This is a genomic window from Kitasatospora sp. NPDC101155 (assembly GCF_044768305.1).
Taxonomy (GTDB): Bacteria; Actinomycetota; Actinomycetes; order Streptomycetales; family Streptomycetaceae; genus Kitasatospora.
The window spans coordinates 1-25,815 of the sequence record NZ_JBIWPN010000059.1; the positions used below are offsets into that span (position 1 = coordinate 1).

The window sequence follows — 25,815 nt, forward strand, 5'->3', positions numbered from 1 at the left end:
GTCGGCTCGTTGATGATCCGCAGCACCTTCAGGCCCGCGATCTCGCCGGCCTCCTTGGTCGCGGTGCGCTGGGAGTCGTTGAAGTACGCGGGCACGGTGATCACCGCGTCCGTCACGTCCTCGACCAGGTAGGACTCGGCGTCCCGCTTCAGCTTCTGCAGCACCCGCGCGGAGATCTCCTGCGCGGTGTAGCGCTTGCCGTCCACGTCCCCTTTCTCCGGGAAGTGCCAGTCACTCTCGCCCATGTGCCGCTTCACCGAGCGGGCGGTACGGTCCACGTTGGTGACGGCCTGCCGCTTGGCGACCTCGCCGACCAGCACTTCGCCGCCCTTGCCGAAGGCCACCACCGATGGGGTGGTGCGCGCGCCTTCGGCGTTCGCGACGACGGTCGGCTCGCCGCCCTCCAGCACGCAGAACACCGAGTTCGTCGTTCCCAGGTCGATACCGACTGCGCGTGCCATCGCGGGCCTCCTCTCTTGCTATCCCTCCCGTCTTGCCTCACCAGGAGGAAGAAAACTTGAGCCTCCTACCCTCAAGAGTAAGTCAATGCCGTGACTGGAGGAAATCTGTAACGTGGAAGTGAGGTTTCATTTCAGCGAGCGGCGAGGTGAGGTCGCGGTGGTGGAGCTGCCCATTGATGACGCGGATGCCGCGCTGTACACGGTGGGGCAGGTCGCCGCGATGCTGCACGTCCAGGTGGCGTTCCTGCGGCGACTGGACGAGCTGGGCGCGGTCGTGCCCGTGCGCTCGTCGGGCGGTCAGCGTAGGTACTCGCGCCGGGAAATCAACCGTGTCGCGGCCCTGATGAAGCTGATCAGCGAGGGACTGACCCTGGAAGGCGCGCGCCGGGTACTCGAGCTCCAGGCCCGAGTGGAGGAGTTGGAGGCCGACCTGGACCAGGCCCGCGGCCAGTGACGTCGGGCGCCCGCCGCCTGGACCCGCCCGGGCTGGGCGGGGTTTAAGCGGCGGCGGCGAGGTCGGCGCGGCCGAACAGGAGCGCGTAGCCGCTGGGCAGGCAAGCGAGAAGGCGGTCGGTGAGCCGATCGCCGGCGAGATCGGTGAGGGCGGCCAGGACGGAGGAGGCATCCCAGCGGGCGCTGGTGAGGCTGATGTTCAGGGCTCGGGCGACGGCTTCGACGAAGGCGGGGGCGGCGACGGGTTCGGGCAGGGGGATCTGCGAGGCGAAGACGGCGCGGGCCCGCTCGGGCAGCGCGGCGGCCAGCTCGCAGCGTTCGTCGCCGGTGAGCTGGGAGCCGAGGACGGCCAGGACGGTGTCGAGGACTCGTTCGGCTTCCTCGTCATTGGGGTAGCGGCCAAGGGTGCGGACCTGCTGGATCAGGCGGCGGTGCCGGGTCATGGCGGTGGCCTTCCGATACGGGCCGCCGCAGCGTGGGCGGCGGCACGAAAGCGGGTCAGGGTCGGCGGCCGGGGGCGGGGCGGCCGAACAGGACGTCGTAGCCGGGCGGCAGCTGGAACAGCACGCGTTCCATCAATTCGTCGCCGGCGGCGTCGGCCACCGTGGACAGGACAGCTCCGATGTCCCACACGGCGGTCTTCTCGGTGGCGCCCTCGATCCAGGCGGCGGTGGCGCGCACGAACCGTTCGGGACTGAGCGGCTCGGCGGCCTGCAAGGGGCTCAGCAGGATCAGGGCGAAGGTCTCGGGCAGACGGGCCGCGAGCTTCGCGCGCACGTCGCCAACCAGGTGGGTGCCGAGCAGGGCCAGCACGACGCGGGCCGCGCGGTCGGCGTCCTGGGGTGTGTCGTACTCACCGCGTTCCCGGACCTGGTCCAAGAACGCTTCCCATCGAAGAGTCACCGCGATTCCTCCCTTCGTCCCGGCACGGTCCGGGCCCGGCCCGGGTGTGGGCGTACGGGGGCCGATCAGAATTCGGCGGCCAGGCGGCGATGGAGGCCGGTGAGCTTGAGCAGCCTGGCCACGGGCCTGGCGGCCCCTTGCAGGACGAGCCGCCCGTCGCACTGGTCGGCCTGGTTGCGGGCCTGGACGAGGACGCCCAGGCCCGAGCAGTCCATGAACGTCACCTCCGACAGTTCGAGCACCACCGCCCGGTGCACCTCGAACGCGGCGGCCAGCCAGTGGCGAAGCCGCGGGGCAGTGATGATGTCGATTTCACCGAAGGCCCTCACCACGAACGGTGCCGGTCCGGCGGCACGGGGCCGACTGCGGGAGTGTTCCGCGCCGTCCGCTCGGGGGGTGCGGGCGGCACGGAACGGCACAGGGACGTGGTCAGGCCTTGATCTCCTTGCGGTTTCCGCTGTGGCCGATGGCGATCTTGCGGGGCTTGGCCTTCTCGGCGACCGGGATCTTCAGGGTCAGCACACCGGAGTCGTAGTCGGCGGTGATCCCCTCGGGGTCGAGCGTGTCGGAGAGCATGACCTGCCGGGAGAAGACGCCGAGCGGACGCTCGGAGAGTTCCCACTTCACGTCCTCGCCCTCGTGGCGGGGACGGCGTTCGGCCTTGACGGTCAGCATGTTCCGCTCGACATCGATGTCGAGCGCGTCGGAGTCCACCCCGGGGAGATCGAAGCAGATCACGTACTCGTCGCCGACGCGGTAGGCGTCCAGCGGCATCGGGGTCGGCCTCGACCAGGTACCGGTCGTGCCGAAGAACTGCTGGGTCAGCCGGTCCAGCTCGCGGAACGGATCGGTGCGCATCAGCATCGCGAAACACCTCCATTGATCGATGGGTGCCAGTGCGCTTCACCTGAAACCGTTCTAACATGTCATCCATCCGATGACAATCCCTGACGTCGCCAAAGGAGTGACACCGATGAGAGAGCGGCCCGAAGCACCCGCGACCGGCGGCGGACCGCCGAGGGGCCCGGCGTCCTTCCTCGCCGCCGCCGCGGCGCTCGCCGCCATAGACGACGCCGTCCGCACCGCGCAGGACACCGAAGCCATGACCCCGCCTACCACCCAAACCGGCCCCGAGCAGGCACTGGCCGCCCTGCTGCTGCTGCGCGAGCTGCGTACCGAGCTCGCCGACTGGGAAGCCCCGCTGGTGGAGACCGCCCGCGCCGCCGGCGCCACCTGGGCCGACCTCGCCCGCCCCATGGGCGTCGCCAGCCGCCAGGCCGCCGAGAACCGCTACCTGCGCCTTGCGCCACCCGCCACCAGCAACACGGGCACCACCGGGGCCAAACGCGTCAAGGCCGTACGCGACCGCCGCGCCGCAGAGCGCGCCGTCACCGACTGGGCCCGCGCCCACGCCGCTGACCTGCGCCGGCTCGCCGCCCAGGTCGCCGCCCTGACCGACCTCGCCCCGGCAGCCCGCCCCGCCCTCGACCACCTCCACACCGCGCTCGGCGCCCCGGACGCCACCGAACTCCTGACACCCCTGGCCGCCGTCCGCCCCCACCTCGGCACCCGCCATCCCCAAATCGCCCACCGCCTCGACGACCTCGCCCAGCACACCGACCAACTGCGCCATGACAGCGACCACCGGCGCGCCTGACCCCCTGGCCGTCGCCGAAGAGCGCTGGCAGCGGATCGAGGACCAGCTCGTGGCCGTCGGGCACCGGATGCGGACCGACAGCGACGCCGCCATCGCCTCGATGGACGTCTGTCTTGCGCGCCTGGAAGCCATACGCGAAGCCCTCCGCACCTCCTTTGCGCAGGTCGAACAGGACATCGCGGCGCAGTTCGGCGCCGGCGCGGCGCATCACACCGCCGGGTACTGAGGGACCCGTCATGCTGGCGACAGCGCGGGGGGGAGGCCTCGTCAGGCCGAGGGGATCTTGCTCGCCCGGCAGCACCGCGGCCTCGCGGCGGAGAGCCCTCACACCCCCGCCCGGTCAGTCTGACCGGGCGGGGCAGCCGGAGACGGACTCGGGCACCATCCCCCGGCGACCGTGCGGGGCGCCCCGGGCGGACGCAGCTGGCGCGCTGGGCCTGCCATAACTCCGAGCGCCGGGGCTGCCGTTGCGCTGATCAGGTGGCGATCTGCTTCTTCTCGCCGCTGCTCTTGATCTCGATCTTGCGCGGCTTGGCGTGTTCGGCTATCGGGATGCGAATCGTCAGCACGCCGGCGTCGTAGTCGGCCTCGATCTTGTCGGCCGCGAGCGTCTCGCCGAGGAACACCTGGCGACTGAAGACGCCGTAGGGCCGTTCAGCGACGACCATCTCGCGGCCCTCGATCTCCGGTGCCGGCCGCTCGGCCTTGACCGTCAGGACATTCTGCTCGACGTTCAGGTCGATACTCTCAGACCCGATGCCGGGCAGGTCGAGGCGGATCAGGAAGGATCCGTCGCTCTCATAGGCGTCCATCGGCATCGCGGTCGGCCGGGTCGCGGTGCCCAGCACCTGCTGGGTGAGCCGGTCGAGCTCGCGGAACGGATCGGTTCGTATCAACATCACGGGTCACTCTCCTTGTGGGGCGGTGACAGCGATGAGGCTCTCGCGGGAGTCCACCCACAGTCGATATACCCGCATTTCGGGCATCTTGACAAGCGTTGGCCAAGGTTCTATCCAGGTCGATGAGGAGGTTTGCCGGGGTCGCCCGGGAGGTGGTCCGCCATGACGGGATCGCGAGAGCGACGCGATCACTACGCGGTGCTGGGAGTGGAACCCACGGCGTCCGCGCGGCAGGTCACCTCGGCCTATCGCGCCCTGGTCCGGCTGCTGCACCCCGACACCCGCCCCGTCGAACCGGGATCGGCGGAGCGACTCGGCGCGGTGGTCGCCGCCTACGAGGTCCTGCACGATCCCGAGCTGCGAGCCGCCTACGACGCCGAACGCGAGACCGCCCGGCCCCACCCGGGGACCGCCCGCGCCTCGGCCCCTCCCCCGACCGCGGGCCGACGGGTGCCCATGCGAATCGTCCGGGAAACCGGAGGGGCAGGGCCTGCGCGCGCCGCGCCAACTCGCCTCGTCGGAATGATCCCGCGAGGAGCCGAACCGCTCGTTCGAGTGGGCCCGGTGCGGATCGCACCGCCAGATGCGTCGGCGTGGGCGCGGGATGAATCCGGCGACCTCTGGGAGTGGATAGTGCACCGGCTGTGGGAGGTGGAGCCATGGCTGTGAACGGCAACGACTTCCGCACCGCCGCCTCCCGGTGGGACGGCCAGGTCACCGTCGCGATCACGGGCGAGATCGACCTCGCCACCGCCGCCGAGTTGGAGAGCCGCGTCAAGGAGTGCCTGGCGAACCGGCCCAGCCGCGTCGACCTCGACTTCGCGCAGGTGAGATTCTGCGACTGCTCGGGCGCGCACACCCTGGAACGGCTCCATCACCAGGCGCAGGAGGAAGGCGTCGTCCTGAAGGTCACGGATGTGTGGGCCCCGATCGTCGCCCGGCTGTTCGGCCTTTTCGGTCTCGCCGACCTGGTTGACGGCTGACACCGGGCCGCGTACCGCGGCGCTGCCACCATCGCGCGCGCTCCAAGGCACCGATGGCGCGAGTGCGAGCCGCCGCTTCAGGACCATCCTCCCGGCCGCCGGTCAGACTCCCGGAACCGGCCCGGTGTAGACCAGCTCCGCGGCAGTGTGCTGCGCCTGGCGCAGATGGGTGCCAGCGCGTTCGATCGCCGCGATCGCGCATCCCAGCTCGAAGGCGACGTCGGCCTGCTTCCGCACCGGAGTCGGCGGATCCTCCAGGACCGCGAGATGCTCCGGGTCGATCGCGTTCAGGCCCGCCGCGAGCTGATGCAGTGTGCGGGGAAGCTGCTCCAGCAGGCCCGCCAGCGCACCGATCGTGTGATGGACGTCCGTCGGATACGGATAGGCACCGGTCCGCACGGTGCGTTCGTTGAGACGGCGGATCTTTTCGGCGGCAGCCACCGCGATCTCACGCGGCATTCGCTCCGTCAGCATTCCCGACCTCCTTGGCCCGTGCCCCGTGCGGTGCAGGCCGGTGTCTCAGGCGTGGGCCGGAACGCCCGTCCATCGGCCACCGGGCCTGGCCAGCGGCTTCTCGGGCTCCGGCATCGCCTCGGGGACATCCTCATCCCGCCCGTCCGCCGCGACAGCGGCCCGGCTCACCGCCATGCGCAGGTCGGCCGCCGTTCGCGGCGCCTCGGTCGAGTGGACCGCGATGCGCGCGTACACAGAAGGCCGGCGCAGGTCGATGCTCACCACGACGTCCGTGAGCGGGCGCAGGGCTACGAAGTCCCGGCCGCCAGGATGGCGCCACACTCCCAGGCACAGCCGGCCGGGGACCAGCACGCCGCGTTCGCGGGCACCGCGCAGAACCCGCCACGGTTCCCTGGTGATCGTGACCTTCTCCACCGCTGTCAGCGACACCCGGACCGGTCCCGACCATGCCGCGAGCCGCTCCCACCAGCGCAGCCGCACCACCAGATCCGCGCCTTCGATCGTCAACCTGGCCACCGCCTCACACCCCCTCACCCGCGACAGCCTGCGACTCCCCTTTCCGTACGGACGAGGCCGTCTCCATCGCCCTGGGCTCAGCGGCACCGGAACCGGGCGGGCCGATCTGCTCCGGCTGAAGGTGGGCCCGCGCTGCGAGCAGCGGCGCGCCGTGCCGCTCCGGCCGGTGACCCGCCGCATCCATGATCGGCTGGCGGGGCGTGTCGAGCGCGCCCGGCGGCGTGGGGATCAGACGGCGGGCCGCACAGCGCCCCACCCAGCGGCGCCCGCACTCGGGACACGGCGGCGCACCCGCGGGAGTGTAGGGCGAGTCCACGGCGATACCGTCCCGGGAGAAGTACTCCCAGTCGCGTCCCTCACTGTCACGGTAGTGCTGGACGTCGTAGTCGATGCTCCACTGGTGCCAGCAGTGGCCGCAGGTGAACTCCGCACGTTCCAGAGCCAGTTCTATGATCAATGTCGACACCTCCTCGGCCAACGCACTTCACCCGCTTCAGCTCCCAGACCCGACGTACGGCCTCCGCCTGTCGGCATCCGGAAACACTCCCACCAGTCCGTATACATCTGATTAGCCCATCAAGCAACCCGAGCTTCAGGTTCTCTCAGAACCGATCTGGAGGTTTTCGTCTGGACCGGGGCAGGGCGTGGCCGTCAGTACAGGTGACGGGGCCGGAAGACGTACGGCGTCCAGCGGCTCACATTGCTCAGAGGCGGCGCCCGGGGACCGGGGGCGCCGGGTAACGTGACCGGCGTCGGCCGTGCCGGGTTCTGCGGCGCGGAGGAAAGGGGCGGGGAACCCGCTCGGTTGGAGAACTGCGATGTCGCGTCGTTTCGACTGCTCGGATTTCTCCGAGCGTGCCATGGGTTTGCGCGAGGCCGTCTCGGCGGTGCGTCGGGGTGGGCTTGTGGTGCTGCCCACCGACACCGTCTACGGTGTCGGTGCCGATGCCTTCAGCCCCCAGGCAGTGGCGCGGCTGCTCGAAGCCAAGGGCCGGGGCCGGCACATGCCCTCCCCGGTGCTGGTCGGCTCCCCGCGCGATCTGGATCTCCTGGTCGACGACCTGCCGCAGCGCGCGCGGGAGCTCATGGACGCGTTCTGGCCGGGCGGGCTGACCGTGGTCGCCCGCCACAAGCCGTCGCTGGAGTGGGACCTCGGCGAGACGCACGGCACGGTGGCGGTGAGGATGCCCGCGCACCCGGTCGCCATCGACCTGCTGGTGGAGACGGGGCCGCTGGCCGTCTCCAGCGCCAACCTGACCGGCGAGCCGTCCCCGCAGGACTGCGACGCCGCACAGGGCATGCTCGGCACGGCGGTGGCCGTCTACCTGGACGCGGGCCCGACGCCTGCGGCCGTGCCGTCCTCGATCGTGGACATCACCGGCACGGCTCCCGTACTCCTGCGCGCGGGCGCGATCAGCGCCGAACAGCTGCGCAAGGTCGTCCCGGACCTGGAGGAACGCTGAACAGCCGGCTCACGCCGCCGAGCCGAGGGGCAGGTCGAGGCCCCGGGCGGTGACCAGGTGGGCGGTGCCGTCGGCGAGCCGGTAGGACAACCCGACCACGGCGACCCGGCCGGCCTCGACCGCGTCGGCGAGCGCGCGGGAGCGCTCCAGCAGCAGGTCAACGGTGTGCCGTATGTGCTCGGCGATGAAGTCCGCGTCCTCGGTGTGCCCGGCCGCGCGGGCGGCCAGCACGCTGGGGGTCACCTTCTCGACCACGTCCCGCACATACCCACCGGCGGTGGTCCCGTCGGCGACAGCGGCGCGGGTGGCCGCGACCGCGCCGCACGCGTCGTGGCCGAGCACCACGACCAGCGGGGAGCCGAGCATGCTCACCCCGTACTCGATGCTGCCGAGCACCTCCGGCCCCATCACATGCCCGGCGGTGCGAACCACGAACAGGTCACCCAGCCCCCGGTCGAAGATGATCTCGGCGGCCAGCCGCGAGTCGGAACACCCGAACAGCACCGCGAACGGGCTCTGGGCCGGTGCGATCTCGGTGCGGCGGGCGGCGTCCTGGTTCGGGTGCTCCGGCGAACCCGCGACGAACCGCCGGTTGCCGGCCAGCAGCATCTCGAAGGCTTCCCGGGGCGTGGCAATAGGGACTTCGGTCATGGCCGCAGACTACGACTCGGCCTTGTTGGTCCGCGCGGGCACCCCTTCCCCGCCGCGCCCGGCGGCTGCGCCCGCCATGGCCCCGGTGAACGCACCGAGCAGGCCACAGTCACGTCCGTCCCAGCCGTCTCCCGGCCGCTCAGCGGTCGGGACCTGGGCGTTTCACCGCTCGCAGGCGCCTGGTGATCGCCTCGGCGCGGCGAATCGAGCTCGTCCGTGAGCTCACGGCCGGCAGCCCGGGCTTCGGCGAAGTCGTCGGCCTGGTCCCGAAGCCTGGGCTCCGGTTCGAACAGAGCAGCTTCGTCCTGGGCCGCTGCCCGGGGCAGCAGGGGCGCCGCCGCCCGCGCGAGATCGGCGCAGGACGGTAGGTGCCCGGCCCGGCTCGTCGTGTTCAACTGGCCGTGGCCCACCGGGTGGCCCGCTCGCGCAGAGGAGAAACGACGGCGGCGTAGCAGTGTCCGGGTAGGTCGGCGACCCAGTCGAAGGTGTCGAGGGTGATGCCGTGCTGGGCCGCGGCGTGGAGCATGTCGGCCAGCAGAGCGGTCGCGGTGACCTTGTCCTGCTCGGTGCCGTGGTCCGGACGGCGCTCGGCGGCGGCGTTGACGCGGTCGGCCAGGGTGCGGTTCTTGCGGTCGGTGTACTCGTACACGCGCGGATGTCCTCGGTCGGTCGGGTAGCTGTCGGTGGTGGCCGGCTTCCGTTTCCGGCTGCCGAAACGGGTGAGGGAAGCGGTGCTGCGGGCCGCACTCCTGCCGAGGGTGATGCAGCCCGGCCCCGGGCCGGTGCGCGCCCGCCCGCTGGCGGGCGGTCCTGGCCAAGCGGCGCGGGAGTGCGGCCGGCCGGGCACTGTTAGCCGCGGCCGGCCGCACCCGCAGGGGGTTACAGGGTGTGGGTGAGGCGGTTGGTCAGGAGACGGGTGAAGCGGGCCGGGTCGGGCAGGTCGCCGCCTTCGGCGAGCAGGGCGCTGCCGTGGACGAGTTCGGCGATGTCGGCGAGCGCCGGGTCGTCGGCTCCTGCCTGGTGGGCCTGGTGCAGGGCGGTGATGAGGGGGTGGGTGGGGTTGAGTTCGAGGATCCGCTTCACGGTGGGGAGGTCTTGGCCCATGGCCCGGTACATCTTCTCCAGGGTGGGGGTCAGGTCGTGGGCGTCGCCGACCAGGCAGGCGGCGGAGGTGGTGAGCCGGGTGGAGAGGCGGACCTGCTTGACGTGCTCGGCCAGGGCGGTCTGCAGCCACGCGAGGAGGGCGGCGAAGTCCTGTTCGCGCTGGGCCTTGTCCGCCTTCGCCTCGTCACTGCCGTCGCTGTCGGCGTCGTTGTCGAGGTCGACCTGGCCCTTGGCGATGGACTGGAAGCGGTGGCCGTCGAAGGCGGGGATCTGGTCGGTCCAGACCTCGTCGACGGGGTCGGTGAGGATCAGGACCTCGTATCCCTTGGCGGTGAAGGCCTCCATGTGCGGGGAGTTCTCCACCATCTGGCGACTCTCGCCGGTCAGGTAGTAGATGGTGTCCTGGCCGTCCTTCATCCGCGCGACGTACTCGCGCAACGTGGTCGCCTTATCCGGGGCATTGGTGGACTGGGCGGAGACCAGCTCCAGCAGGGTGTCGGTGCTGTCGCGGTCCTCGATCAGGCCTTCCTTGATCACCCGGCCGAACTGCTCCCACAGCTTGGTGTAGGCGTCGGTGTTCGCGGCCTGCATGTCCTTGAGGGCGCTGAGGACCTTCTTGACGAGGCGTCGGCGAACCGCGGTGATCTGGCGGTCGTGCTGCAGGATCTCGCGGGAGACGTTCAGCGACAGGTCGTGGGCGTCGACGACGCCCTTGACGAAACGCAGGTAGTTCGGCATCAGCGCGTCGCAGTCGTCCATGATGAACACGCGCTTGACGTACAGCTGCACGCCCCGCTTGGTGTCGCGGGAGAACAGGTCGAACGGGGCGTGGGCGGGGATGAACAGCAGCGCCTCGTACTCGAAGGTGCCCTCGGCGCGCATGTGGATGGTCTCGGCCGGGGCCTGCCAGTCGTGGCTGATCTGCTGGTAGAACTCGTGGTACTCGGCCTCGGTCACCTCACTGCGGGGACGGGCCCACAGCGCCTTCATCGAGTTCAGCGTCTCCGGCACGACGGCGGCCTTCTCGTCCGTGGCGGATTCGGCGTCCGCCTCGACGGGCTCGGCGGCCATGCGAATGGGCCAGCGGATGAAGTCCGAGTACCGCTTGACGATCTGGCGGATCTTCCACGCCGCGAGGTAGTCACCGAGCCCGTCCTCGCCGTCCGCCGGCTTGAGGTGCAGCGTGACCGAGGTGCCCACCGGCAGGTCGTCGGCCTGCGCGATGGTGTAGGTGCCCTCACCGTCGGACTCCCACACGGTGCCCTGCTCGGTGCCGGCGCGGCGGGTCTGCAGAGTGACCTTGTCGGCGACCATGAACGCGGAGTAGAAGCCGACGCCGAACTGGCCGATCAGGCTCTGCGCCGCGTCTGCGTCCTTGGCCTCCTTGATCTTGGCCAGCAGGCTGGCGGTGCCGGACTTGGCGATGGTGCCGATCAGGTCGACGACGTCCTCGCGGGTCATGCCGATGCCGTTGTCCCGCACCGTCAGGGTGCGGGCGTCGCGGTCGATGTCCAGCGTGATGTGCAGGTCGGAGGCGTCGACTGCGAGGTCGGTGTCGGTGAGGGATTCCAGGCGGAGCTTGTCGAGGGCGTCGGAGGCGTTGGAGATCAGCTCGCGCAGGAAGATGTCCTTGTTCGAGTAGATCGAGTGGATCACCAGCTGCAGCAGCTGGCGGGTCTCCGCCTGGAACTCCAGTGTCTCGGTCGGGCTGGCCACGGGAGGCGTCTCCTTCATGTATGCGTAGTGGAAAGGGTTCGGGTCGGGTCGACTTGCCGAGGCCGGCCGGGTGTGGCCCCGGGGGTGTTCAGGTGTGGCTGAGGGGCTGGTAGGGCTGCTCAGGACGCGTGTGATCAGCAGCTGCTGCAGGTCGGCTGGAGTCATGGGCGACGACTGGGGTCAGGGACGACGCGGCGCCGTCACGGGGGTGGTCTTCACGTCGAGGGCCTCAGGGCCTCTCAACTCGCGCTTTGCGGGCCGGGGCAGGCTTTGCGACGGTGAACAGGTCCGCTGACGTGCGGGCCACAGCCCGGCAGGGCCGCGGCCGGGGTGCTCACGGGCCGGCCGCGGGTGTGCGGCGCTGCCGGTCGCTGTCGGCACGAAGCTGTTCGGTTCGGACGGTGAGCTCATCCAGGCGGTCGGCGATCGTCGGGTGGTCCGCCTCCAGGAGGGGCCGGGTCTCGGCGAGCGGGGCGAGCAGGCGGGCGGGGTCGTTGTGGCCGAGCGCGTCCAGCAGGCGTTCTATGGCAGGGGCCGCCGAGGTGGTGAGGTCATCCAGGGCGCCGATCTGTCCGGCGAGGCGGCGCAGGTCCGCGGCGTTGTCGCGGGCCCAGGTCGTCACCGCGCGGTCGGCGGCACGCTGGTCGCGGGTGGCCTGGACACGCTGCTCGCCGGTGCTGCCCGCCTCGGTGCCAGCATCGGCGTTCGGGCGCATGCGCAGGTAGCGGCGCTCGGCGGCCTGGCGGCTCTGGACGCCCATCGGTTCGGCGAGGTCGGCCCAGGTGGCGCCGGCGCCGCGGGCTGTCTCGATCAGACCGGTCTCCCAGCCCGCGAGTTCCTCGCGAAGGTGGCGCAGCATCAAGAGCGCGGACAGGGCATAGTGCGGGTCGCTCTGGCCCGCGTCGTCGGGGGGTGCGTGGCGGGCGGTGCGGGCGGCGGCGTCCATCATGCCCAGCGCGGCGGCGGCGGCCAGGAACGAGGCCGGCCCCACCCCGGCCGCGCCGGTGTCCTGCGTATCCATGACGTCACTCTTTCGCTGACTGAGTTTTTGTCATCGTCTGGACGACATGCTACAACGGTTCGTGTCGCGCCGCACCGGTGCGAACAAGACCTTCTGGACCGGAGGTGTCCGACGATGTCCATGCCCACTGCGGTGACCCACCAGGCGCCCCCCGGGTCCTGGTCGCGACCGACCCCGATTCCGATGGACGCCTGGCGCGAGGACGAGCGTTTCGTGATCGCACTCGACCTGCCCGGCGTTGCACTGGAGGCGATCGACGTCGACGTGCTGGGCCGGATGGTGACCGTGAAGGCCGAACGCCGTCCCGCCCCGCGCGGCGAGGGCGCGCGCACCCAGCTCGCCGAGCGGACCCACGGGGTGTTCGAGCGCCGGATCCAGCTGGCCGGCAGCCTCGACCCGGGCCGTATCGCGGCCCACCTGCAGGACGGCGTCCTGACCCTCACCGCCCCCGTCGCCTCGGCTTCCCGGCCCCGCAAGATCACCGTCCAGCCCAGTGAGGCCGGCCAGTCGCCCGAGGAGAGCGGCCAGGCCGTTGTCGCGGCGGCGTGAACCCGCGCGAGGCCGGCGCCCCGCCGCTCAGAGCTACTGATACGGCGCGGCGCGTGGCGCTGGCGGGCAGTTGCGGGCAGGCCGGGGTGGTGCCGGACCTGCCGCAGGTGACGTTCGCCGGCTGCCGGGCTCTCGGTGCGCCGATCGCCGCCCGCACCCGCTCCGCGGGACCGGCCGCCCGTCCGCGCTGCGCGGCACTCCGACGCAGGCGGCCCGGCCACTGAAGGCCACTGACACCGGGGCCCTGTCCCCAGGACGCCTGACCATCCGCTCTGTCATCCATCCGGCGACATGTGCGACTTGTCGCTGAGAAGGTGACAAGCAATGAGGGATGTGTGAGCGCGTCGAAGTCGCCCGTTGATTAGACGAGGAGGTACTCGACGATGTTGATGCGCACTGACCCGTTCCGCGAGCTGGACCGACTCACCCAGCAGTTGTTCGGCACGACCGGCACCTGGTCGCGCCCGTCCGCGATGCCGATGGACGCCTGGCGCGACGGCGACACGTTCTACGTCCAGTTCGACCTTCCCGGCATCAGCCCGGACGCGATCGACCTGGACGTCGAGAAGAACGTGCTCACCGTCAAGGCCGAGCGCCGCCCCACGCAGCGCGGCGACAACGCCGAGGTCCAGCTCTCCGAACGCCCACTCGGGGTCTTCTCCCGGCAACTGTTCCTCGGCGACGCCCTCGACGCCGAGCACATCACCGCAGCCTACGAGGCAGGCGTACTCACCCTCACCATCCCGGTCGCCGAGACCGCCAAGCCCCGCAAGATCCAGATCAGCGGCGGCAGCGACCGCAAGGAACTCCAGGCCTAACCACCCGTCGGGCCTGGTGCCCCAAAGGAAACGGTGCCGCGCGGACGGAACGGTCCACCCTTCGGCCGCCCGCGTGACACCCCGACCCGAGACCCTGCGCCGAACGGCGCAGGCCACGAATCTCCAGGCCCGACCTTGGCCCTCGGGCCTGGAACCCAAGGAAAACGAAGGGGTCGGGTGCCGTGCGGAACCACGGGCTTCTTCCCGGGGCCCCGCGCGGCACCCCCAGTCAGCCGCGAGGTGCGCGCCATGACCGCGCAGACCACCGAAGCCGTGGACGAGGCGTTCTGGGACCTGATCTGTAACGACCCGGACCTCCTGGACGCCGCCTTCCACTCTCTCACCGACCTGCCGGCCGAGCCGACCGGCCCCGGCGACCGGCCGCCCACCGACGGACCGGCCGACGCGAACCACCGCCCCCGGCCTCGAACGTCGGACGCACAGGCCCCGCCCGCATCCCTTGACCACAGTCCGCGAAAGGTCACTGGGCGGGTCCGCTCCCCGCCGCGCCTCGGGCACCGGCGGCAGGGGATCCCACGGGTTGGAGGTGGACCGGAGTGAGCACCCCCCGAGATGACCCCTACCGGGTGCTCGGGCTTCCCCGCGGCGCGACCCGGGACCGGATCGCAAGCGCCTACCGCGCCCTGGCCCGGGCGCTGCACCCGGACACCAACCCCGACCCAGCCGCCGCCGAGCAACTCGCCCGCGTCATCGACGCCCACCACCGCCTGACCGACGCCCCGGACCGCCATGGCCGACCGGTCCGCACGCCGGCCCCGCGGACACCAGCCGTTCGGCCGCCGGTCACCTATCCGGAGCAGCCGCACGGGGCGACGGTTGTCGCGGGCCCTGTCCGCATCAGCCCCCCTGCCCCGATGGCCTCGCAGGCCCGGCCATCCGCCCGGCTCCCGGCCGCTTGACAGCTGGGAGCCGGGCTGGCTTCGTTTCAGCCGGTCGCGGTCCGGGGCGACGCCACCGCTCGGACGCGCCGGATGATCGGTCAGCGTGCCGGTTGAGCTGACCCATGAGCCCGCAGTTGGCCGCCCTGGCGGCGTCGAGGTCGTCAGCTGGTCCTGGAACTTGAGCTCCAAGACGACGACTTGCTGTTCCAGGGCGGTGATCCGGGCCTTGAGCTATTCGGTGTCGTCCGCCCCGTCGATGCCCACCTCGCGCCAGACCTGCTCGCCAAGCGCTTCGCTGAGCCACTGCTCGAGGCGACGGACCTGGGCGGCGGGGCACGCCGCGCGGGCGTCGCCGGTCGCGAGGTCGGCCTTGAGGAAAGCGCGGCTGACGGCCGGACCGTGGCCGCCGGGGTGGTGGCCAGCTCAGCGCCTTGTGGATCTGGGTGAGGAGGTCGCGGTAGCGGCAGAGGAAGGCGCGGTCGCCGCCCGCGCGGCGGACGATGGCGGTGACGCCGATCTCGGTGCCGTCCTTCGCGGCGTCGGCGAGGGCGGCCAGAACGCGCCAGCGGCGTCGGCCGGCCCGCGCACGGCCTGAGCGCCCGGCCCTGGGTACACCAGTCCGTTCCCCGCCGGGCGGTCGATGCCCGTGATTGCCCCTGGTCCGGACTTCAGCCAGACGATGAACAGCCCGAGGCCAACGCCGGGGAGCAGGTGCCGATGGTCGACGGCTCTCCGATCCCCGGCCCTTCTCGCCGGGGATGACCCGTAGCCATGCGAAGGTCCGGTCCCTCCCCCACCCTGGAACGGAGAGGGGGAGGCGACGGAGGGAGTAATGGGATGCAGATCGTCGTGGACCTCACACGCTGCCAGGGCTACGCGCAGTGCGTGTTCCTCGCGCCGGAGGTGTTCCAGTTGCACGGGGAGGAGGGGCTGCTGTACGCCCCGGCCGTTCCCGACGACCAGCTGGAGCGCGTGCGCCAGGCTGCGGCGGCGTGCCCGGTCCAGGCCATCGTCCTCGGCAAGGAGGTGAGCCCCGATGGCCGCTGACCTTCGAGAAGGCCGGATCGTCATCGTCGGCGCGTCGCTGGCCGGGTTGCGGGCCGCCGAGGCGCTGCGCGAGGAGGGCTTCACCGGCTCACTGACCGTGGTCGGGGACGAGCCCCATCCGCCCTACGACCGGCCGCCGCTGTCCAAGCAGGTCCTACTCGGCCAGGTCCCGGCGGACTCCACCGCTCTGCCGATGCGCCGTGACCCGGACGCCGACTGGCGGCTCGGGGTCCGCGCCACCGGCCTGGACCCTCTCGGGAAGCGGGTGGTGCTGGCCGACGGCGAATCGCTGCCGTTCGACCGGTTGCTGATCGCCACCGGCACCCGGGCCAGGCCCTGGCCCAAGGCGGAGGAGGCCGTCCTGGACGGAGTGTTCACCCTGCGTACCCGCGAGGACGCCGCCGGGCTGGCCGAGCACCTGGCCGCGGGGCCGCGGCGGGTGCTGGTGATCGGCGGGGGCTTCACCGGCTCGGAGATCGCCTCGGCCTGCCGGGAACGCGGTCTCGACGTCACGGTCACCGAACGCGGCCCCGCCCCCCTGGTGGGCGCGCTCGGCGGTACCCTGTCGAAGCTCGCGGCCGCCATGCAGCGCAACAACGGGGTGGACCTGCGCTGCGGGGTGACCGTCACCGCCCTGCGCGGCGACGGGAACGGCCGGTTCACCGGTGCGGACCTGTCTGACGGCAGCCGTGTGGAGGCGGACGTGTGCGTCGCGGCCCTGGGGGCGGTCCGCAACGTCGAATGGCTGGCGGACTCCGGACTGGCGGCAGGCCCGCGCGGGATCGCCTGCGACGCCGGGTGCCGGGCCTTCGACATGTACGGCATCGTCACCGACGACGTCTTCGTGGCCGGTGACGTCTCCCGCTTCCCCCACCCGCTGTTCGGCTACCAGATGCTTTCTCTGGAGCACTGGGGCAACGCGGTCGCGCAGGCCGAGGTGGCCGCCCACAACATGGTCAATCCCGGCCCTCTGCGCCGCCCGCACCTTGCCCTTCCGACGTTCTGGTCGACCCAGTTCGGGCTCAACATCAAGTCCGTGGGCGTGCCCACCTTCTCCGACCACGTGGTCATCGCCCAGGGCACGCTGGAGGAGCGTCGCCTGGCGATGGTCTACGGCTACCAGGGCCGGGTCACGGCCGCGGTCACCGTCGACATGGCCAAGTCACTCGACTACTACACCCGTCTGATCGAGACCGCCGCCCCCTTCCCGCCCGCGCCCGGCGCGTCCGACCGCCCGCTCGCGGCCGAGATCCCGCTCCCCTCGGACGTGCCGGATCCGAAGGGGCTCTCCCACGGCCCCACCGTCGCGCTCACCGGCCACCTGCCCGACCGCCGACTGACCGTGGTCCAGCCCACCTGACCCACACCCCGCCCAACCACGAGGAGCCCCACCCCATGGCCGCCGCCGACACCCTCCTGGAACGGATCACCGACTACGCCAACCGCCCCAACCCCTACCCGCTCTACACGGAACTGCGCGAAGCCGGTCCCGTCGTGCGGCAGGCCGACGGCAGCTACCTGATCGGCACCTACCACGAGATCACCGCGCTCCTCCATGACCCACGCATCAGCACCGATCCCCGCAACCTCGCCACCCCGCCCGAGGGGGCGCCGAAGCCGCCGTTCCTACGACTCGACGACCCCGAGCACCACAGACTGCGCAGCCTGGCCATGCGGCCGTTCGGCCCGCCGCACAGCCCCGGCCGCATCGACGCCATGCGCGGCCAGATCACCGAAGTCACCGAGGAACTGCTCCAGAACCTCCAGGACCGCACCCCGATCGACATCGTCGACGACTTCGCCTACCCGCTGCCCGTCACCGTCATCTGCCGACTGCTCGGCGTCCCCCAGGAGGACGAACCACGGTTCCGGCAATGGTCCGACGCGATCGTCGCCTCCGCCGACGTCAGACCCGACAAGGAGTCCTCCGCCGAGCGGGACCAAGCCGGCGAGCAGGCACGGATCGAGATGGGCCAGTACCTGGTGAACCTCGCCGAACAACGCCGCGACCATCCCACCGGCGACATGCTCTCCGCCTACATCAACGAACCCGACCCGGCCATGCGCCTCACCCACGAGGAACTCGCGGAAACCGCCGTACTGCTCCTCATCGCCGGACACGAAACCACCGTCAACCTCATCACCAACGGAGCCCTCACCCTGCTACGCCACCCCGACCAACTGGACCGGCTACGCCGCGAACCCGACCTGCTACCGGCCGCGGTGGAGGAACTGCTGCGCTACGAGCCCCCGGTCCACATGCGGCAACGCATCCCCCTCGCCGACGTGGACATCGCCGGCACCACCCTCCCCAAGGGCACCTCCGTCGTACTCGCACTGGCCTCCGGCAACCGCGACCCCAAGCGTTTCCACGATCCCGACCGGTTCGACCCCACCCGCCCGGACAACCAGCACCTCGGCTTCGGCAGCGGCATCCACCTGTGCTACGGCGCCCCACTCGCCCGCATCGAAGCCCAGACCGCACTCGGCGCACTGATCCCCCGCCTCACCAGCGCAACCCTCCTCCAGGACCCACCCCCCTACCGGCACGCCGCCATGCTCCGCGGCCCCCGCCACCTCCCCATCCGACTCTGACCGCGACGTTGCCTGCGACCTGCGCCTGCGCCTGCGCCTGCGCAAAGTCTCCCCAACACTGCGGGCGCCGGAGAAATTCGGGCAGAATATTTGACCTGCCACCTTTTGGACGCGAACATGCCAGGCGGGAGGCGTCTCGCCCAGGGCGGCGGCCAAGGACCTCAGGCCCAAGCGTGTCGTGGGCACGGTGCCGCACGGCCGCTGTTCGAACCGGGAGTCCACCGGGTCGTAGCTGTTGAACCATGCCCGCAGCTTCCGCCTGGCCTACACCAGCGCGGCCACGGCCTCATGGCTGACCGCGAGGCGGCTGTGTCGGCGTCGTAGCTGGAGGAGATCGAGCGTCGGCAGCAACCCGGCAGCTTCAGCGCCGACCACATCCGGCGACCGGCAAGCAGGCCGCCTCAACCGGCCGCGATCACCCGTCGGGTGATGTTGCGGGCCATCGCGCCGAAGACGATCGCGTGGAACGGAGCCACGGCCCACCAGTAGGCGTGCCCGGCCAGCCCGCGGGGGTGGAACACGGCGCGCTGGCGGTAGAGCGTTCCGCCGGCGCCGTCGGGGGCCACGGAGAGCTCCAGCCAGGCCAGTCCGGGCAGCCGCATCTCCGCGCGCAGCCGCAGCAGCCGTGGCCGGTCGATGGCCTCCACCCGCCAGAAGTCCAGCGAGTCGCCCACCCGCAGGCGAGCCGGATCACGCCGCCCGCGCCGCAGGCCGACTCCCCCGGCCAGCCGGTCCAGCAGGCCGCGCAGCGCCCACGCGAGCGGGAAGGAGTACCAGCCGTTGTCCCCGCCGATGCCCTCCACCACTCGCCAGACGGTCTGCGGGTCCGCGGCCACGCGGTGCTCCCGCACGTCCTGGTAGAGGCTGCCGCCGGCCCACTGCGGGTCGGTGGGCAGCGGGTCGCTGGGCGCGCCGGGCAGGCTCGCGCAGGACCAGCGGGTGGCGACCTCGGCGTCCCGGATCCGCCGCAGCGCGAGCCGGACGGCTTCGTCGAAGCCGATCAGTCCCTGGGGCGGGTCGGGGACGTACCGGGCGATGTCGTGCCCGCTGCAGACCACCTCGTGGCGCAGGGATGCGACCAGCGGCCGGGCGATCGCGTTCGGTACGGGGGTGACCAGGCCGACCCAGTGGCTGGAGAGCCGGGGTGTGAGGACCGGTACCGCGATGATGCGCCGTGGGCGCAGGCCGGTCAGGTAGGCGTAGCGCTGCATCATCTGGCGGTACGTCAGGATGTCCGGGCCGCCGACGTCGAAGGCACGGTTGACATCCGGTGGCAGCGTAGCGGCAGCGGTGAGGTAGTAGAGCACGTCTCGGATCGCGATCGGCTGGATTCTGGTGCCCACCCAGCGCGGCGTGACCATCACCGGCAGCCGCTCCGTCAGGTAGCGCAGCATCTCGAAGGAGGCCGACCCCGAGCCGAGGATGACGGCGGCGCGCAGTTCGGCGGTAGGGACCGTGCTCTCCCGAAGGATCCGGCCCACCTCGGCGCGGGAGCGCAGGTGGGGGGAGAGTTGGCCGGCCGGGACGCCCTCGGGGACCAGGCCGCCGAGGTAGACGATCCGCCGCACCCCGGCCGCTTCGGCGGCCTGGGCGAACGCCTGGGCGGCGGCGCGGTCGGTGGCCTCGAAGTCCGGCCCGGTGGTCAGCGAGTGGACCAGGTAGTAGGCGACGTCCACGCCCTCGAAGGCGGGCGGCAAGGTGTCCAGCCGGGTGATGTCCGCGGTGGCGGCCTCGACCTGGGCGCGCCAGGGGTGGTCGCGCAGCCGCTCGGGGTCGCGGACCAGGCAGCGGACGCGGTGCCCGGCGGCGAGAAGCTCCGGCACCAGCCTGCCTCCGATGTAACCGGTGGCGCCGGTGACCAGGCACCGCAGGCCGGTGGCGGCCGGATCGTTCATCGAGACCTCCAGATGGCAGCGGCAACCCCATGATCCTCCGCACGCCGGGATCCGCCCGTGATTCAGCGCCGACCGGCTTGGCGCTTTGCCCGCCGGGTGCCCGGTCGCCCGCCCGGCGGAACCGTCGGCCCGTCCAACCTGCGCCCGGCCCCGAATACCCGGTAGCCGGACCAGGAGCGAGCCGACCGCACGATCAGCAGAGGATCTCCATGACCGTGCCCGGCGCCGTCGATACAGCCCACACCCTCGCCCGGAGACACCGCCCGCAACGCATGACGGTCGTCGGCGCCGGACTCGAGAGTCACGTGACGCAGGGTCAGCACCGCGGCGGAAACTGCTCCCGTCGGGCGGCGGAGCGTTTCGGGCCGAGCGCGGTCTACCAATAGTGGCGCCGGCCGCCGACGGCGTGACCTACCGAGCCAAGCAGGAACAGGATGGCTCCGATGACGAGCAGAACGATCCCGACCGTCCACAAGATACCGATATGCAGGACGAATCCGACGATGAGCAGAATAATGCCGAGAGCAATCACGGTGTCCTCCTCCGGGGGGGACGGTCTACTGTTTTCCGTGCTCCGGGCCTGTAAACCCGGCATGGCCGCGCATCACCGAGCGGGCAGTGAGTCTGCCTCGCGTCCGGTGACCGCGTGGCCGATCGTGCGGTGCAGCGGTTCGACGCGGCACGCGTGGTCGCCGCTCTCGCAGGGGCGGCCGACGCGGTCGTGGAAAAGCCGGCGAAGGCTTCCAGATTCACAGGTGAGGTTGTCCATGGTGACCTCGTCGCGCGATGGCAAGGATCGCGGCCGACTGGGCAGCTTGGCCTGCCCTTCAACTCTTCGCCTGCGATCGATCCATGTCAACGGTCACGCGTATTTTATTTCGTGCTTTCGACTGCGTGAATAGGCGGTCGTATGCTGGTGCCATGGCCGAGGGCCCCTCGACGGCGCGGCAATGGACCTTCTTGACGAACCACGCCCGCGTGCTGGTACAGATCGCCCGCGACCCAGGAATGAGGGTGCGCGACATCGCGGACCGCTGCCTGCTGACCGAGCGCGCCGTCCAGCGGATCATCGTCGACCTCGAAGAGGCCGGCTACCTCACCCACGAACGCACCGGCCGCAGCAACCACTACCACGTCCAGGCCGCCAAGCAACTGCGCCACCCGGCCGACGCTGGCCCGAGTCTCGCCGAACTCCTGTCCGTCCTCCTGCGCTGACCAACCCGCGTCACCCGCCCCGGTCACCGCACGGTCGACGGACGCCGGCGCCCCTCGTCGTCAGAGGGCAGTGGTGAGGACGATGCAGCCGAACAGGAGGGCGTTGCCCAGGGGGAGTTGTGTGAGGAGGCGGTCGGTCAGTTGGTTGCCGGCGAGGTCGGCGTGGGCGGTCAGCACCGTGGAGGTGTCCCAGCGTGCGGCCAGGGTGGTGTCGAGGGTGGTGGCGACGGCTTGAACGAGAGCGGGGGCATCGAGGAACTGAGTGAGGGGAAATCTGCGATGCAACGATGGTTCGGGGGCGATCGGGCAGGGCCGCGGCCAGGTCGCAGCGTTCCTCGTCGACGAGTTGAGTGCCGAGTCGGGCGAGGACGGCTTCCAGCACGCGTTCGGCTTCCTGATCGGTGTGCTTGAACGAGCTGATCGAACTCAACCATCCGGCCGCTGAACACGAGCCCGGTGATCAAGTGACGGACGACAATGTCAAGGACGCCGCCTGCCAGGCCGTGCGAGGAGCCGCCGAACGTCTCGTCCAGGACGCCGACGCGCTGAACGTGGCCTCCGCGGAGGCGCGGCAGGCCGGTCTGGAGGTACGCACCGAGGATCTAAGCCGGGCCGTGGTCATCGCATGGCAGGCCGGCGTCGATTTGCCGGTCATCGCGGCTGAAGCCGGCCTGGATATCACAACCGTCGAACGCTGGATCGCCGTCCACGGCCTCGGGCGCGGCGGGACTCCTCTGGCGGACTGAACGCCAGCCGATTACGGGCGAATCCGTGAGTACCTTGCCGCGCGTCCCAGGTCAGGGCACAGCGGCGGCAGGCGAGTAGTTCCTCGGCGCTGCTGCCGATCTGCGCGCCAAGGACGTGCCTCGCCGACCGGGACGGCCTGCTCCTGGTGCCGCCGCCGCTCACCTACACCGTCCCTTGTCCGCCGGCGGCCTCCTGAATCCGGCGCCGGCCTGTGTCATCGAAGTTTGATCGCACTGGTCAGTGCCCTGCCGGGTGTGACCGGCAGGGCACAGCCGGCAAGCCTGCGGCTTGGCCTCGGGCCAGGTCGCGTCGAACCAGTCCATGAACGGCAGGACGCCGCCGACCAGCTTGACCCGGTCGTGAATGGCTCTCTGGTCGTGTCCAGGGAATGGTCCTCTGATCGTGTCAAGGGAGAAAGTCGCGTCCGGACGGGACCTCCTCGCCACATCCGCAGGCGCAGTCGGTGCGGTCGAACGGCGAATCAAAGTACTGCACTGGGTTCTGACTCCTCTTACCGGCGACCGGCGACTCCTTGTTTACGTACTTGTCGTACACCGGGTTGCCGGGCTTGAGGATCGTGCCGAATTCCGGTCAGGCTCCACCGAGGCGGATGGCTTTGACCAGCAGCAGGATGGCGGCGAGGACGAGGTAGCCGCGCAGGGCCAGCATGCCGAGCCGTAGTGCCGGTGACCACCGGACGGGCGTGAGTAGGGCGAGCGGGGGCATCCGCCAGGTGAGCTTCTCGGCCGTCGGCATGGCGGGTACCGGAGCCTGGGCCGCAGCGCCGGAGCGTCGGCGGGCGATCCGCAGCCCGGCGCCGGCCGCGATGAGCGCGACGACCAGGACGACGGCGAGCCAGCCGGTGAGGGCCTTGACGTCGATGTGCGGGAAGAGGGTGGCGGTCATCAGGGTGGCGGAGAGCAGGAGCAGGACGGCGATGATGAGGGAGGCGACGAGGTTGAGCCAGCGGGGGTTGACCCAGGGGCCGAGGACTTCAGGGTCGTTGCAGAGCAGGAGCAGGAAGACGCTGGCGGAGGGCAGGAGGAGTCCGGCGAGGGCCTGGACTGCTTCGGTGATGATCCCCAGCGGGGCGCCGGGGATGAGGACGATGGCGGCGGCGAGCAGCACCATCAGGCTGTAGGAGGCGTAGAACTTCTTCGCTTCGCCGAAGCCGCGGTGCAGGGAGTGCCGCAGGTTGAAGACGTCGCCGAAGGCGTAGCTGGTGGCGAGGGTGACGGCGGCGGCGCCGATGATGCTGGCGTCCATGAGGACGATGGCGAACATGACGCCGAGTGCGTGGCTGTGCTGTTCGAGGGCGTGGGCGACGCCGGCGGCGTCGGTGAAGTTGCCTGCGAAGCTTGTGCCGCGGGCGGCGTAGTCGGCGATCATGACGAGGGCGGTCGCTCCGACGACGACCACGATCGAGCCGATGACGGTGTCCGCGCGTTCGTAGCCGATGAAGCGCGGGGTGATGCGTTTGTCGATGACGTTGGACTGCTGGAAGAAGAGCTGCCAGGGGGCCACGGTGGTGCCGACGATGGCGATGATCAGCAGGACGGCGTCGCCCGTGATGCCGCCCTGGATTCCGGGGACGACGAAGTGGTGGGCGGCCTGGCCCCACTTGGGCCCGGAGAGCAGGGTGAGCGGGACGAGCAGCAGGCTGACGGCGATGAGGGCGAACATGGCGCGTTCCCAGCGGCGGAAGGAGCCGCTGGCGGTGACGGCGATCAGCAGGAGGGCGGAGAGCGGTACCACCCAGTACTTGGATGCGCCGAGGTATTCGGCGGCGAGCGAGATGCCGATGAACTCGGTGACGATGGTGAGGAAGTTGAGGATGAACAGGTCGCCGACGCTGAACCAGCCCCAGAACCTGCCGAAGCGTTCGTTGATCAGGCGGGCGTGGCCGACGCCGGTGACGGCGCCGAGGCGCACCACCATCTCCTGGTTGACGATCAGGACCGGGATGAGCAGCAGCAGGACCCAGAGCAGGGAGTAGCCGTAGTTCTGGCCGGCCTGGGCGTAGGTGGCGACTCCGCCGGCGTCGTTGTCGCCGACCATGACGATGATGCCGGGGCCGACGATGGCCAGCAGGGTGAGCAGGCGGGTCTTGAGGCTCGGGCGTTCTTCGGCGTGGTCCCGGGGGATCCGGCCGAACGCGCCTTCGATGTCGCCGAGGTGGGCTTCGTCCAGGACCGCGCTGGGCCGCGGAGCACCTGGCGTCCTGGGGACCGGCTTGGCGGGTGCGGGCTTGGCCGCTGCCGGCGCCGGTGCGGGAGGGGTGGGCTTTCCCGGTACGGCGGGGCGTGCGTCCTCGCGCTTCGGCGGAGGCTGGGTGGGGCCTTCTGCGGGAGCGGGTGTGGGGTGGTCGTCGCGGTCCGGGGGGTTCTGCGGGGCCGTCATCCGTGGAGGTCCGTGGCGTTCGTGGCCTCGCTCGGGGCGTCGTCGGTTCGGTGGGCGGGGTGCGGGGCGGGCTCGCGCCGGCGCCAGTCCTCGGGGATGACGGTTTCCAGGATGTCGTCGACGGTGATCACGCCGAGGATCTGGTCCTGGTGGTCGACGACGGGCACGGTGAGGAGGTTGTAGTCGGTCATCAGCAGGGCGACGTCCTCGACGTCGGTGTCCGGGAGCACCCGGATCGGCTCGGTGACCATGACCTGTTCCAGGCGGGCGTCCGGATCGGCTTGCAGCAGGGTGACCAGGGTCGCGGTTCCGATCAGCCGGGTTGCGTCCCGGACGACGTGGACGCTGGTGAGGGCCTCGGGCTGCAGGGTTCGGGCCGCTCGGACGAGGCCGAGCACCTCGGTGACGGTGGCGTCCGGTGGTGCGGTGAGGATGTCGAGGGCCATCAGGCCGCCGGCGCTGGAGGGGTTGAAGCCCATCAGGGTGAGGACCTTGGTGCGCTGGCCGGCCGGCAGGGCGTCGAGTACCGGCTGGCGGCGGTTCTGCGGGAGGTCGTTGATCGCGTCGGCGGCGTCGTCCGCGCGCATGCGGCTCAGCACCTCGGCGATCTCGCGGTCGCTCTTCTCCGCGAGCAGACGCGTCTGCGAGTCGGGCTCCAACTCCTCGAAGACGTCCGCCTCCAGCTCGGGATCGGCGTGGACGGTCTCCAGGATCTCGTGCGATTCGGTGCGGTTGGCGTCCTCCAGCAGGTCCGCCAGGTCGGCCGGCTTGAGCCGGGCCAGGCGCCCGAACGGACCGCGTACGCGCGCCGACTGGGCGTGGCCGATGAGCGGTTCGAAGGACTTCCAGTCCCGCCACTGCGGTTCGCTCTCGCCGAGGAGGAAGCCGAGCAGGCGGGGGCGGTGTGGGTGGGTGTCCAGGCGGTCGACCACCCAGCCGTCGGGGCGCTGGCGCAACTCCAGGTCGTGCGCCCGAACGAGCTCGGCGTCGGCGACGTCGATCACCCGGTGCCCGAGGACGTCGGCGCGCAGCAGGACTTCTCCCTCGCGCCGTTCGAAGGGGCGCAGGTCGACGACCTCGCTGGTGAGGTGGATCTGTTCGCCATCGAAGGCCGCGACCTGCTCGATGGGCAGGAAGACCTCGCGCTTGCCGACCTGGACGACCAGCCCGGCCACCAGGGGGTAGTCGCGCCCGCGAAGGCGGACGATCACATCGGACAGGCGGCCCACGGCCGCGCCAGCGCGCCCGACCAGTGGGCGGCGCAGCAGCTGGGAGAGAGACACGACGCGGTCCACGCTACGACGCTAGTCCCGGCCGCCGCCGTGGCTCGTGGGACGCACCGTGTC

At 71.0% G+C, this 25,815-nt stretch carries 33 protein-coding genes and 1 pseudogene; 15 read left to right on the forward strand and 19 right to left on the reverse strand.

Annotation, left to right across the window (positions count from 1 at the left end; translation table 11 throughout):
- On the reverse strand, nt 1-461 hold a 461-nt coding region (locus ACIRYZ_RS40830), incomplete at its 3' end, for an Hsp70 family protein (protein WP_402953716.1).
- Between the two features lie 157 nt (nt 462-618).
- Here ACIRYZ_RS40830 and ACIRYZ_RS40835 point away from each other — a divergent pair.
- Nucleotides 619-915, forward strand: coding sequence for a helix-turn-helix domain-containing protein (locus ACIRYZ_RS40835; protein WP_402953717.1), 297 nt, complete (start codon nt 619-621; stop codon nt 913-915).
- Nucleotides 916-958: 43 nt separating this feature from the next.
- Here the strand turns inward: ACIRYZ_RS40835 and ACIRYZ_RS40840 are convergent, their stop codons facing one another.
- The 4 genes from ACIRYZ_RS40840 to ACIRYZ_RS40855 form a co-directional block, all read right to left on the reverse strand.
- Nucleotides 959-1,357 carry a DUF2267 domain-containing protein gene (locus tag ACIRYZ_RS40840; protein WP_402953718.1) on the reverse strand — a complete coding sequence of 133 codons (399 nt, stop codon included), beginning with the start codon at nt 1,355-1,357 and terminating at the stop codon, nt 959-961.
- A 55-nt stretch (nt 1,358-1,412) separates the two neighbouring features.
- Nucleotides 1,413-1,817, reverse strand: coding sequence for a DUF2267 domain-containing protein (locus tag ACIRYZ_RS40845; protein ID WP_402953719.1), 405 nt, complete (start codon nt 1,815-1,817; stop codon nt 1,413-1,415).
- Between the two features lie 65 nt (nt 1,818-1,882).
- Complete coding sequence (locus ACIRYZ_RS40850; protein ID WP_402953720.1) at nt 1,883-2,149, reverse strand: STAS domain-containing protein; 267 nt, start codon at nt 2,147-2,149, stop codon at nt 1,883-1,885.
- A 97-nt stretch (nt 2,150-2,246) separates the two neighbouring features.
- Nucleotides 2,247-2,681 (reverse strand): Hsp20/alpha crystallin family protein, encoded by a 435-nt coding sequence (locus ACIRYZ_RS40855; RefSeq protein WP_402953721.1) that lies wholly within the window; start codon nt 2,679-2,681, stop codon nt 2,247-2,249.
- Nucleotides 2,682-2,790: 109 nt separating this feature from the next.
- Here ACIRYZ_RS40855 and ACIRYZ_RS40860 point away from each other — a divergent pair, with 109 nt between their 5' ends.
- Together ACIRYZ_RS40860 and ACIRYZ_RS40865 are read left to right on the forward strand one after the other, a co-directional pair.
- Complete coding sequence (locus tag ACIRYZ_RS40860) at nt 2,791-3,474, forward strand: type III effector protein (RefSeq protein WP_402953722.1); 684 nt, start codon at nt 2,791-2,793, stop codon at nt 3,472-3,474.
- Nucleotides 3,449-3,700, forward strand: a complete 252-nt coding sequence (locus ACIRYZ_RS40865) for a hypothetical protein (protein ID WP_402953723.1) — start codon at nt 3,449-3,451, stop codon at nt 3,698-3,700. Before ACIRYZ_RS40860 ends, ACIRYZ_RS40865 begins: the two co-directional genes overlap by 26 nt.
- A gap of 250 nt (nt 3,701-3,950) precedes the next feature.
- Here the strand turns inward: ACIRYZ_RS40865 and ACIRYZ_RS40870 are convergent, their stop codons facing one another.
- Complete coding sequence (locus tag ACIRYZ_RS40870; protein ID WP_402953758.1) at nt 3,951-4,373, reverse strand: Hsp20/alpha crystallin family protein; 423 nt, start codon at nt 4,371-4,373, stop codon at nt 3,951-3,953.
- Between the two features lie 162 nt (nt 4,374-4,535).
- Between ACIRYZ_RS40870 and ACIRYZ_RS40875 the strand changes: the two genes are divergently transcribed.
- Together ACIRYZ_RS40875 and ACIRYZ_RS40880 are read left to right on the forward strand one after the other, a co-directional pair.
- Nucleotides 4,536-5,042 (forward strand): J domain-containing protein, encoded by a 507-nt coding sequence (locus tag ACIRYZ_RS40875; RefSeq protein ID WP_402953724.1) that lies wholly within the window; start codon nt 4,536-4,538, stop codon nt 5,040-5,042.
- Nucleotides 5,033-5,356: an STAS domain-containing protein gene (locus ACIRYZ_RS40880; RefSeq protein ID WP_402953725.1), complete on the forward strand. Its 324-nt coding sequence runs from the start codon at nt 5,033-5,035 to the stop codon at nt 5,354-5,356. Before ACIRYZ_RS40875 ends, ACIRYZ_RS40880 begins: the two co-directional genes overlap by 10 nt.
- A 102-nt stretch (nt 5,357-5,458) precedes the next feature.
- On the opposite strand, the gene ACIRYZ_RS40885 is transcribed toward ACIRYZ_RS40880, so the two are convergent.
- Genes ACIRYZ_RS40885 through ACIRYZ_RS40895 form a run of 3 tightly spaced genes read right to left on the reverse strand, consistent with a single transcriptional unit; the run spans nt 5,459 to nt 6,812 of the window.
- Entirely contained in the window at nt 5,459-5,830 is a 372-nt protein-coding gene (locus ACIRYZ_RS40885) for a hypothetical protein (protein ID WP_402953726.1), read from the reverse strand.
- Nucleotides 5,831-5,875: 45 nt separating this feature from the next.
- Nucleotides 5,876-6,346: a hypothetical protein gene (locus ACIRYZ_RS40890; RefSeq protein ID WP_402953727.1), complete on the reverse strand. Its 471-nt coding sequence runs from the start codon at nt 6,344-6,346 to the stop codon at nt 5,876-5,878.
- 4 nt (nt 6,347-6,350) lie between these two features.
- Nucleotides 6,351-6,812, reverse strand: coding sequence for a hypothetical protein (locus ACIRYZ_RS40895; protein ID WP_402953728.1), 462 nt, complete (start codon nt 6,810-6,812; stop codon nt 6,351-6,353).
- Between the two features lie 352 nt (nt 6,813-7,164).
- Here ACIRYZ_RS40895 and ACIRYZ_RS40900 point away from each other — a divergent pair, with 352 nt between their 5' ends.
- Complete coding sequence (locus ACIRYZ_RS40900; protein ID WP_402953729.1) at nt 7,165-7,809, forward strand: L-threonylcarbamoyladenylate synthase; 645 nt, start codon at nt 7,165-7,167, stop codon at nt 7,807-7,809.
- Nucleotides 7,810-7,818: 9 nt separating this feature from the next.
- Here ACIRYZ_RS40900 and ACIRYZ_RS40905 read toward each other — a convergent pair whose 3' ends face one another.
- The 4 genes from ACIRYZ_RS40905 to ACIRYZ_RS40920 form a co-directional block, all read right to left on the reverse strand.
- A complete protein-coding gene (locus tag ACIRYZ_RS40905; RefSeq protein ID WP_402953730.1) occupies nt 7,819-8,460 on the reverse strand; it encodes a carbonic anhydrase in 642 nt (213 codons plus the stop codon).
- Nucleotides 8,461-8,851: 391 nt separating this feature from the next.
- Complete coding sequence (locus tag ACIRYZ_RS40910; protein WP_402953731.1) at nt 8,852-9,109, reverse strand: hypothetical protein; 258 nt, start codon at nt 9,107-9,109, stop codon at nt 8,852-8,854.
- A 230-nt stretch (nt 9,110-9,339) separates the two neighbouring features.
- The gene (gene htpG, locus ACIRYZ_RS40915) at nt 9,340-11,280 is read right to left on the reverse strand and encodes a molecular chaperone HtpG (protein WP_402953732.1); all 1,941 of its coding nucleotides are present in this window, start codon (nt 11,278-11,280) and stop codon (nt 9,340-9,342) included.
- Nucleotides 11,281-11,614: 334 nt separating this feature from the next.
- The gene (locus ACIRYZ_RS40920; protein WP_402953733.1) at nt 11,615-12,301 is read right to left on the reverse strand and encodes a type III effector protein; all 687 of its coding nucleotides are present in this window, start codon (nt 12,299-12,301) and stop codon (nt 11,615-11,617) included.
- Between the two features lie 114 nt (nt 12,302-12,415).
- On the opposite strand from ACIRYZ_RS40920, the gene ACIRYZ_RS40925 reads away from it, so the two are divergent.
- The 7 genes from ACIRYZ_RS40925 (at nt 12,416) to ACIRYZ_RS40955 (ending at nt 18,212) form a co-directional block, all read left to right on the forward strand.
- Nucleotides 12,416-12,850, forward strand: a complete 435-nt coding sequence (locus tag ACIRYZ_RS40925; protein WP_402953734.1) for an Hsp20/alpha crystallin family protein — start codon at nt 12,416-12,418, stop codon at nt 12,848-12,850.
- Nucleotides 12,851-13,233: 383 nt separating this feature from the next.
- A complete protein-coding gene (locus ACIRYZ_RS40930; RefSeq protein ID WP_402953735.1) occupies nt 13,234-13,668 on the forward strand; it encodes an Hsp20/alpha crystallin family protein in 435 nt (144 codons plus the stop codon).
- Between the two features lie 249 nt (nt 13,669-13,917).
- On the forward strand, nt 13,918-14,229 hold the full coding sequence (locus ACIRYZ_RS40935; protein WP_402953736.1) for a hypothetical protein: 312 nt from the start codon (nt 13,918-13,920) through the stop codon (nt 14,227-14,229).
- Nucleotides 14,226-14,588 (forward strand): DnaJ domain-containing protein, encoded by a 363-nt coding sequence (locus ACIRYZ_RS40940; protein ID WP_402953737.1) that lies wholly within the window; start codon nt 14,226-14,228, stop codon nt 14,586-14,588. Before ACIRYZ_RS40935 ends, ACIRYZ_RS40940 begins: the two co-directional genes overlap by 4 nt.
- A gap of 819 nt (nt 14,589-15,407) precedes the next feature.
- Nucleotides 15,408-15,617, forward strand: coding sequence for a ferredoxin (locus tag ACIRYZ_RS40945; RefSeq protein ID WP_396251442.1), 210 nt, complete (start codon nt 15,408-15,410; stop codon nt 15,615-15,617).
- Complete coding sequence (locus ACIRYZ_RS40950; protein WP_402953738.1) at nt 15,607-16,977, forward strand: NAD(P)/FAD-dependent oxidoreductase; 1,371 nt, start codon at nt 15,607-15,609, stop codon at nt 16,975-16,977. Before ACIRYZ_RS40945 ends, ACIRYZ_RS40950 begins: the two co-directional genes overlap by 11 nt.
- A 35-nt stretch (nt 16,978-17,012) precedes the next feature.
- Entirely contained in the window at nt 17,013-18,212 is a 1,200-nt protein-coding gene (locus ACIRYZ_RS40955) for a cytochrome P450 (protein WP_402953739.1), read from the forward strand.
- A gap of 401 nt (nt 18,213-18,613) precedes the next feature.
- Here ACIRYZ_RS40955 and ACIRYZ_RS40960 read toward each other — a convergent pair whose 3' ends face one another.
- Nucleotides 18,614-20,107, reverse strand: coding sequence for an SDR family oxidoreductase (locus ACIRYZ_RS40960; RefSeq protein WP_402953740.1), 1,494 nt, complete (start codon nt 20,105-20,107; stop codon nt 18,614-18,616).
- 376 nt (nt 20,108-20,483) lie between these two features.
- On the reverse strand, nt 20,484-20,639 hold the full coding sequence (locus ACIRYZ_RS40965) for a DUF6131 family protein (protein ID WP_402953741.1): 156 nt from the start codon (nt 20,637-20,639) through the stop codon (nt 20,484-20,486).
- Nucleotides 20,640-21,028: 389 nt separating this feature from the next.
- Here ACIRYZ_RS40965 and ACIRYZ_RS40970 point away from each other — a divergent pair, with 389 nt between their 5' ends.
- Nucleotides 21,029-21,322: a helix-turn-helix transcriptional regulator gene (locus ACIRYZ_RS40970; RefSeq protein ID WP_402953742.1), complete on the forward strand. Its 294-nt coding sequence runs from the start codon at nt 21,029-21,031 to the stop codon at nt 21,320-21,322.
- Between the two features lie 60 nt (nt 21,323-21,382).
- On the opposite strand, the gene ACIRYZ_RS40975 is transcribed toward ACIRYZ_RS40970, so the two are convergent.
- Together ACIRYZ_RS40975 and ACIRYZ_RS40980 are read right to left on the reverse strand one after the other, a co-directional pair.
- Nucleotides 21,383-21,607, reverse strand: a complete 225-nt coding sequence (locus ACIRYZ_RS40975) for a hypothetical protein (RefSeq protein ID WP_402953759.1) — start codon at nt 21,605-21,607, stop codon at nt 21,383-21,385.
- Between the two features lie 28 nt (nt 21,608-21,635).
- Nucleotides 21,636-21,704: pseudogene (locus ACIRYZ_RS40980) on the reverse strand (hypothetical protein); the annotation flags it as partial.
- 25 nt (nt 21,705-21,729) lie between these two features.
- Here ACIRYZ_RS40980 and ACIRYZ_RS40985 point away from each other — a divergent pair.
- Nucleotides 21,730-22,068: a hypothetical protein gene (locus ACIRYZ_RS40985; protein ID WP_402953743.1), complete on the forward strand. Its 339-nt coding sequence runs from the start codon at nt 21,730-21,732 to the stop codon at nt 22,066-22,068.
- Nucleotides 22,069-22,660: 592 nt separating this feature from the next.
- Here the strand turns inward: ACIRYZ_RS40985 and ACIRYZ_RS40990 are convergent.
- The gene (locus ACIRYZ_RS40990) at nt 22,661-24,469 is read right to left on the reverse strand and encodes an NRAMP family divalent metal transporter (protein ID WP_402953744.1); all 1,809 of its coding nucleotides are present in this window, start codon (nt 24,467-24,469) and stop codon (nt 22,661-22,663) included.
- Nucleotides 24,466-25,764 (reverse strand): magnesium transporter MgtE N-terminal domain-containing protein, encoded by a 1,299-nt coding sequence (locus ACIRYZ_RS40995; RefSeq protein WP_402953745.1) that lies wholly within the window; start codon nt 25,762-25,764, stop codon nt 24,466-24,468. Before ACIRYZ_RS40995 ends, ACIRYZ_RS40990 begins: the two co-directional genes overlap by 4 nt.
- Nucleotides 25,765-25,815: the final 51 nt, after the last annotated feature.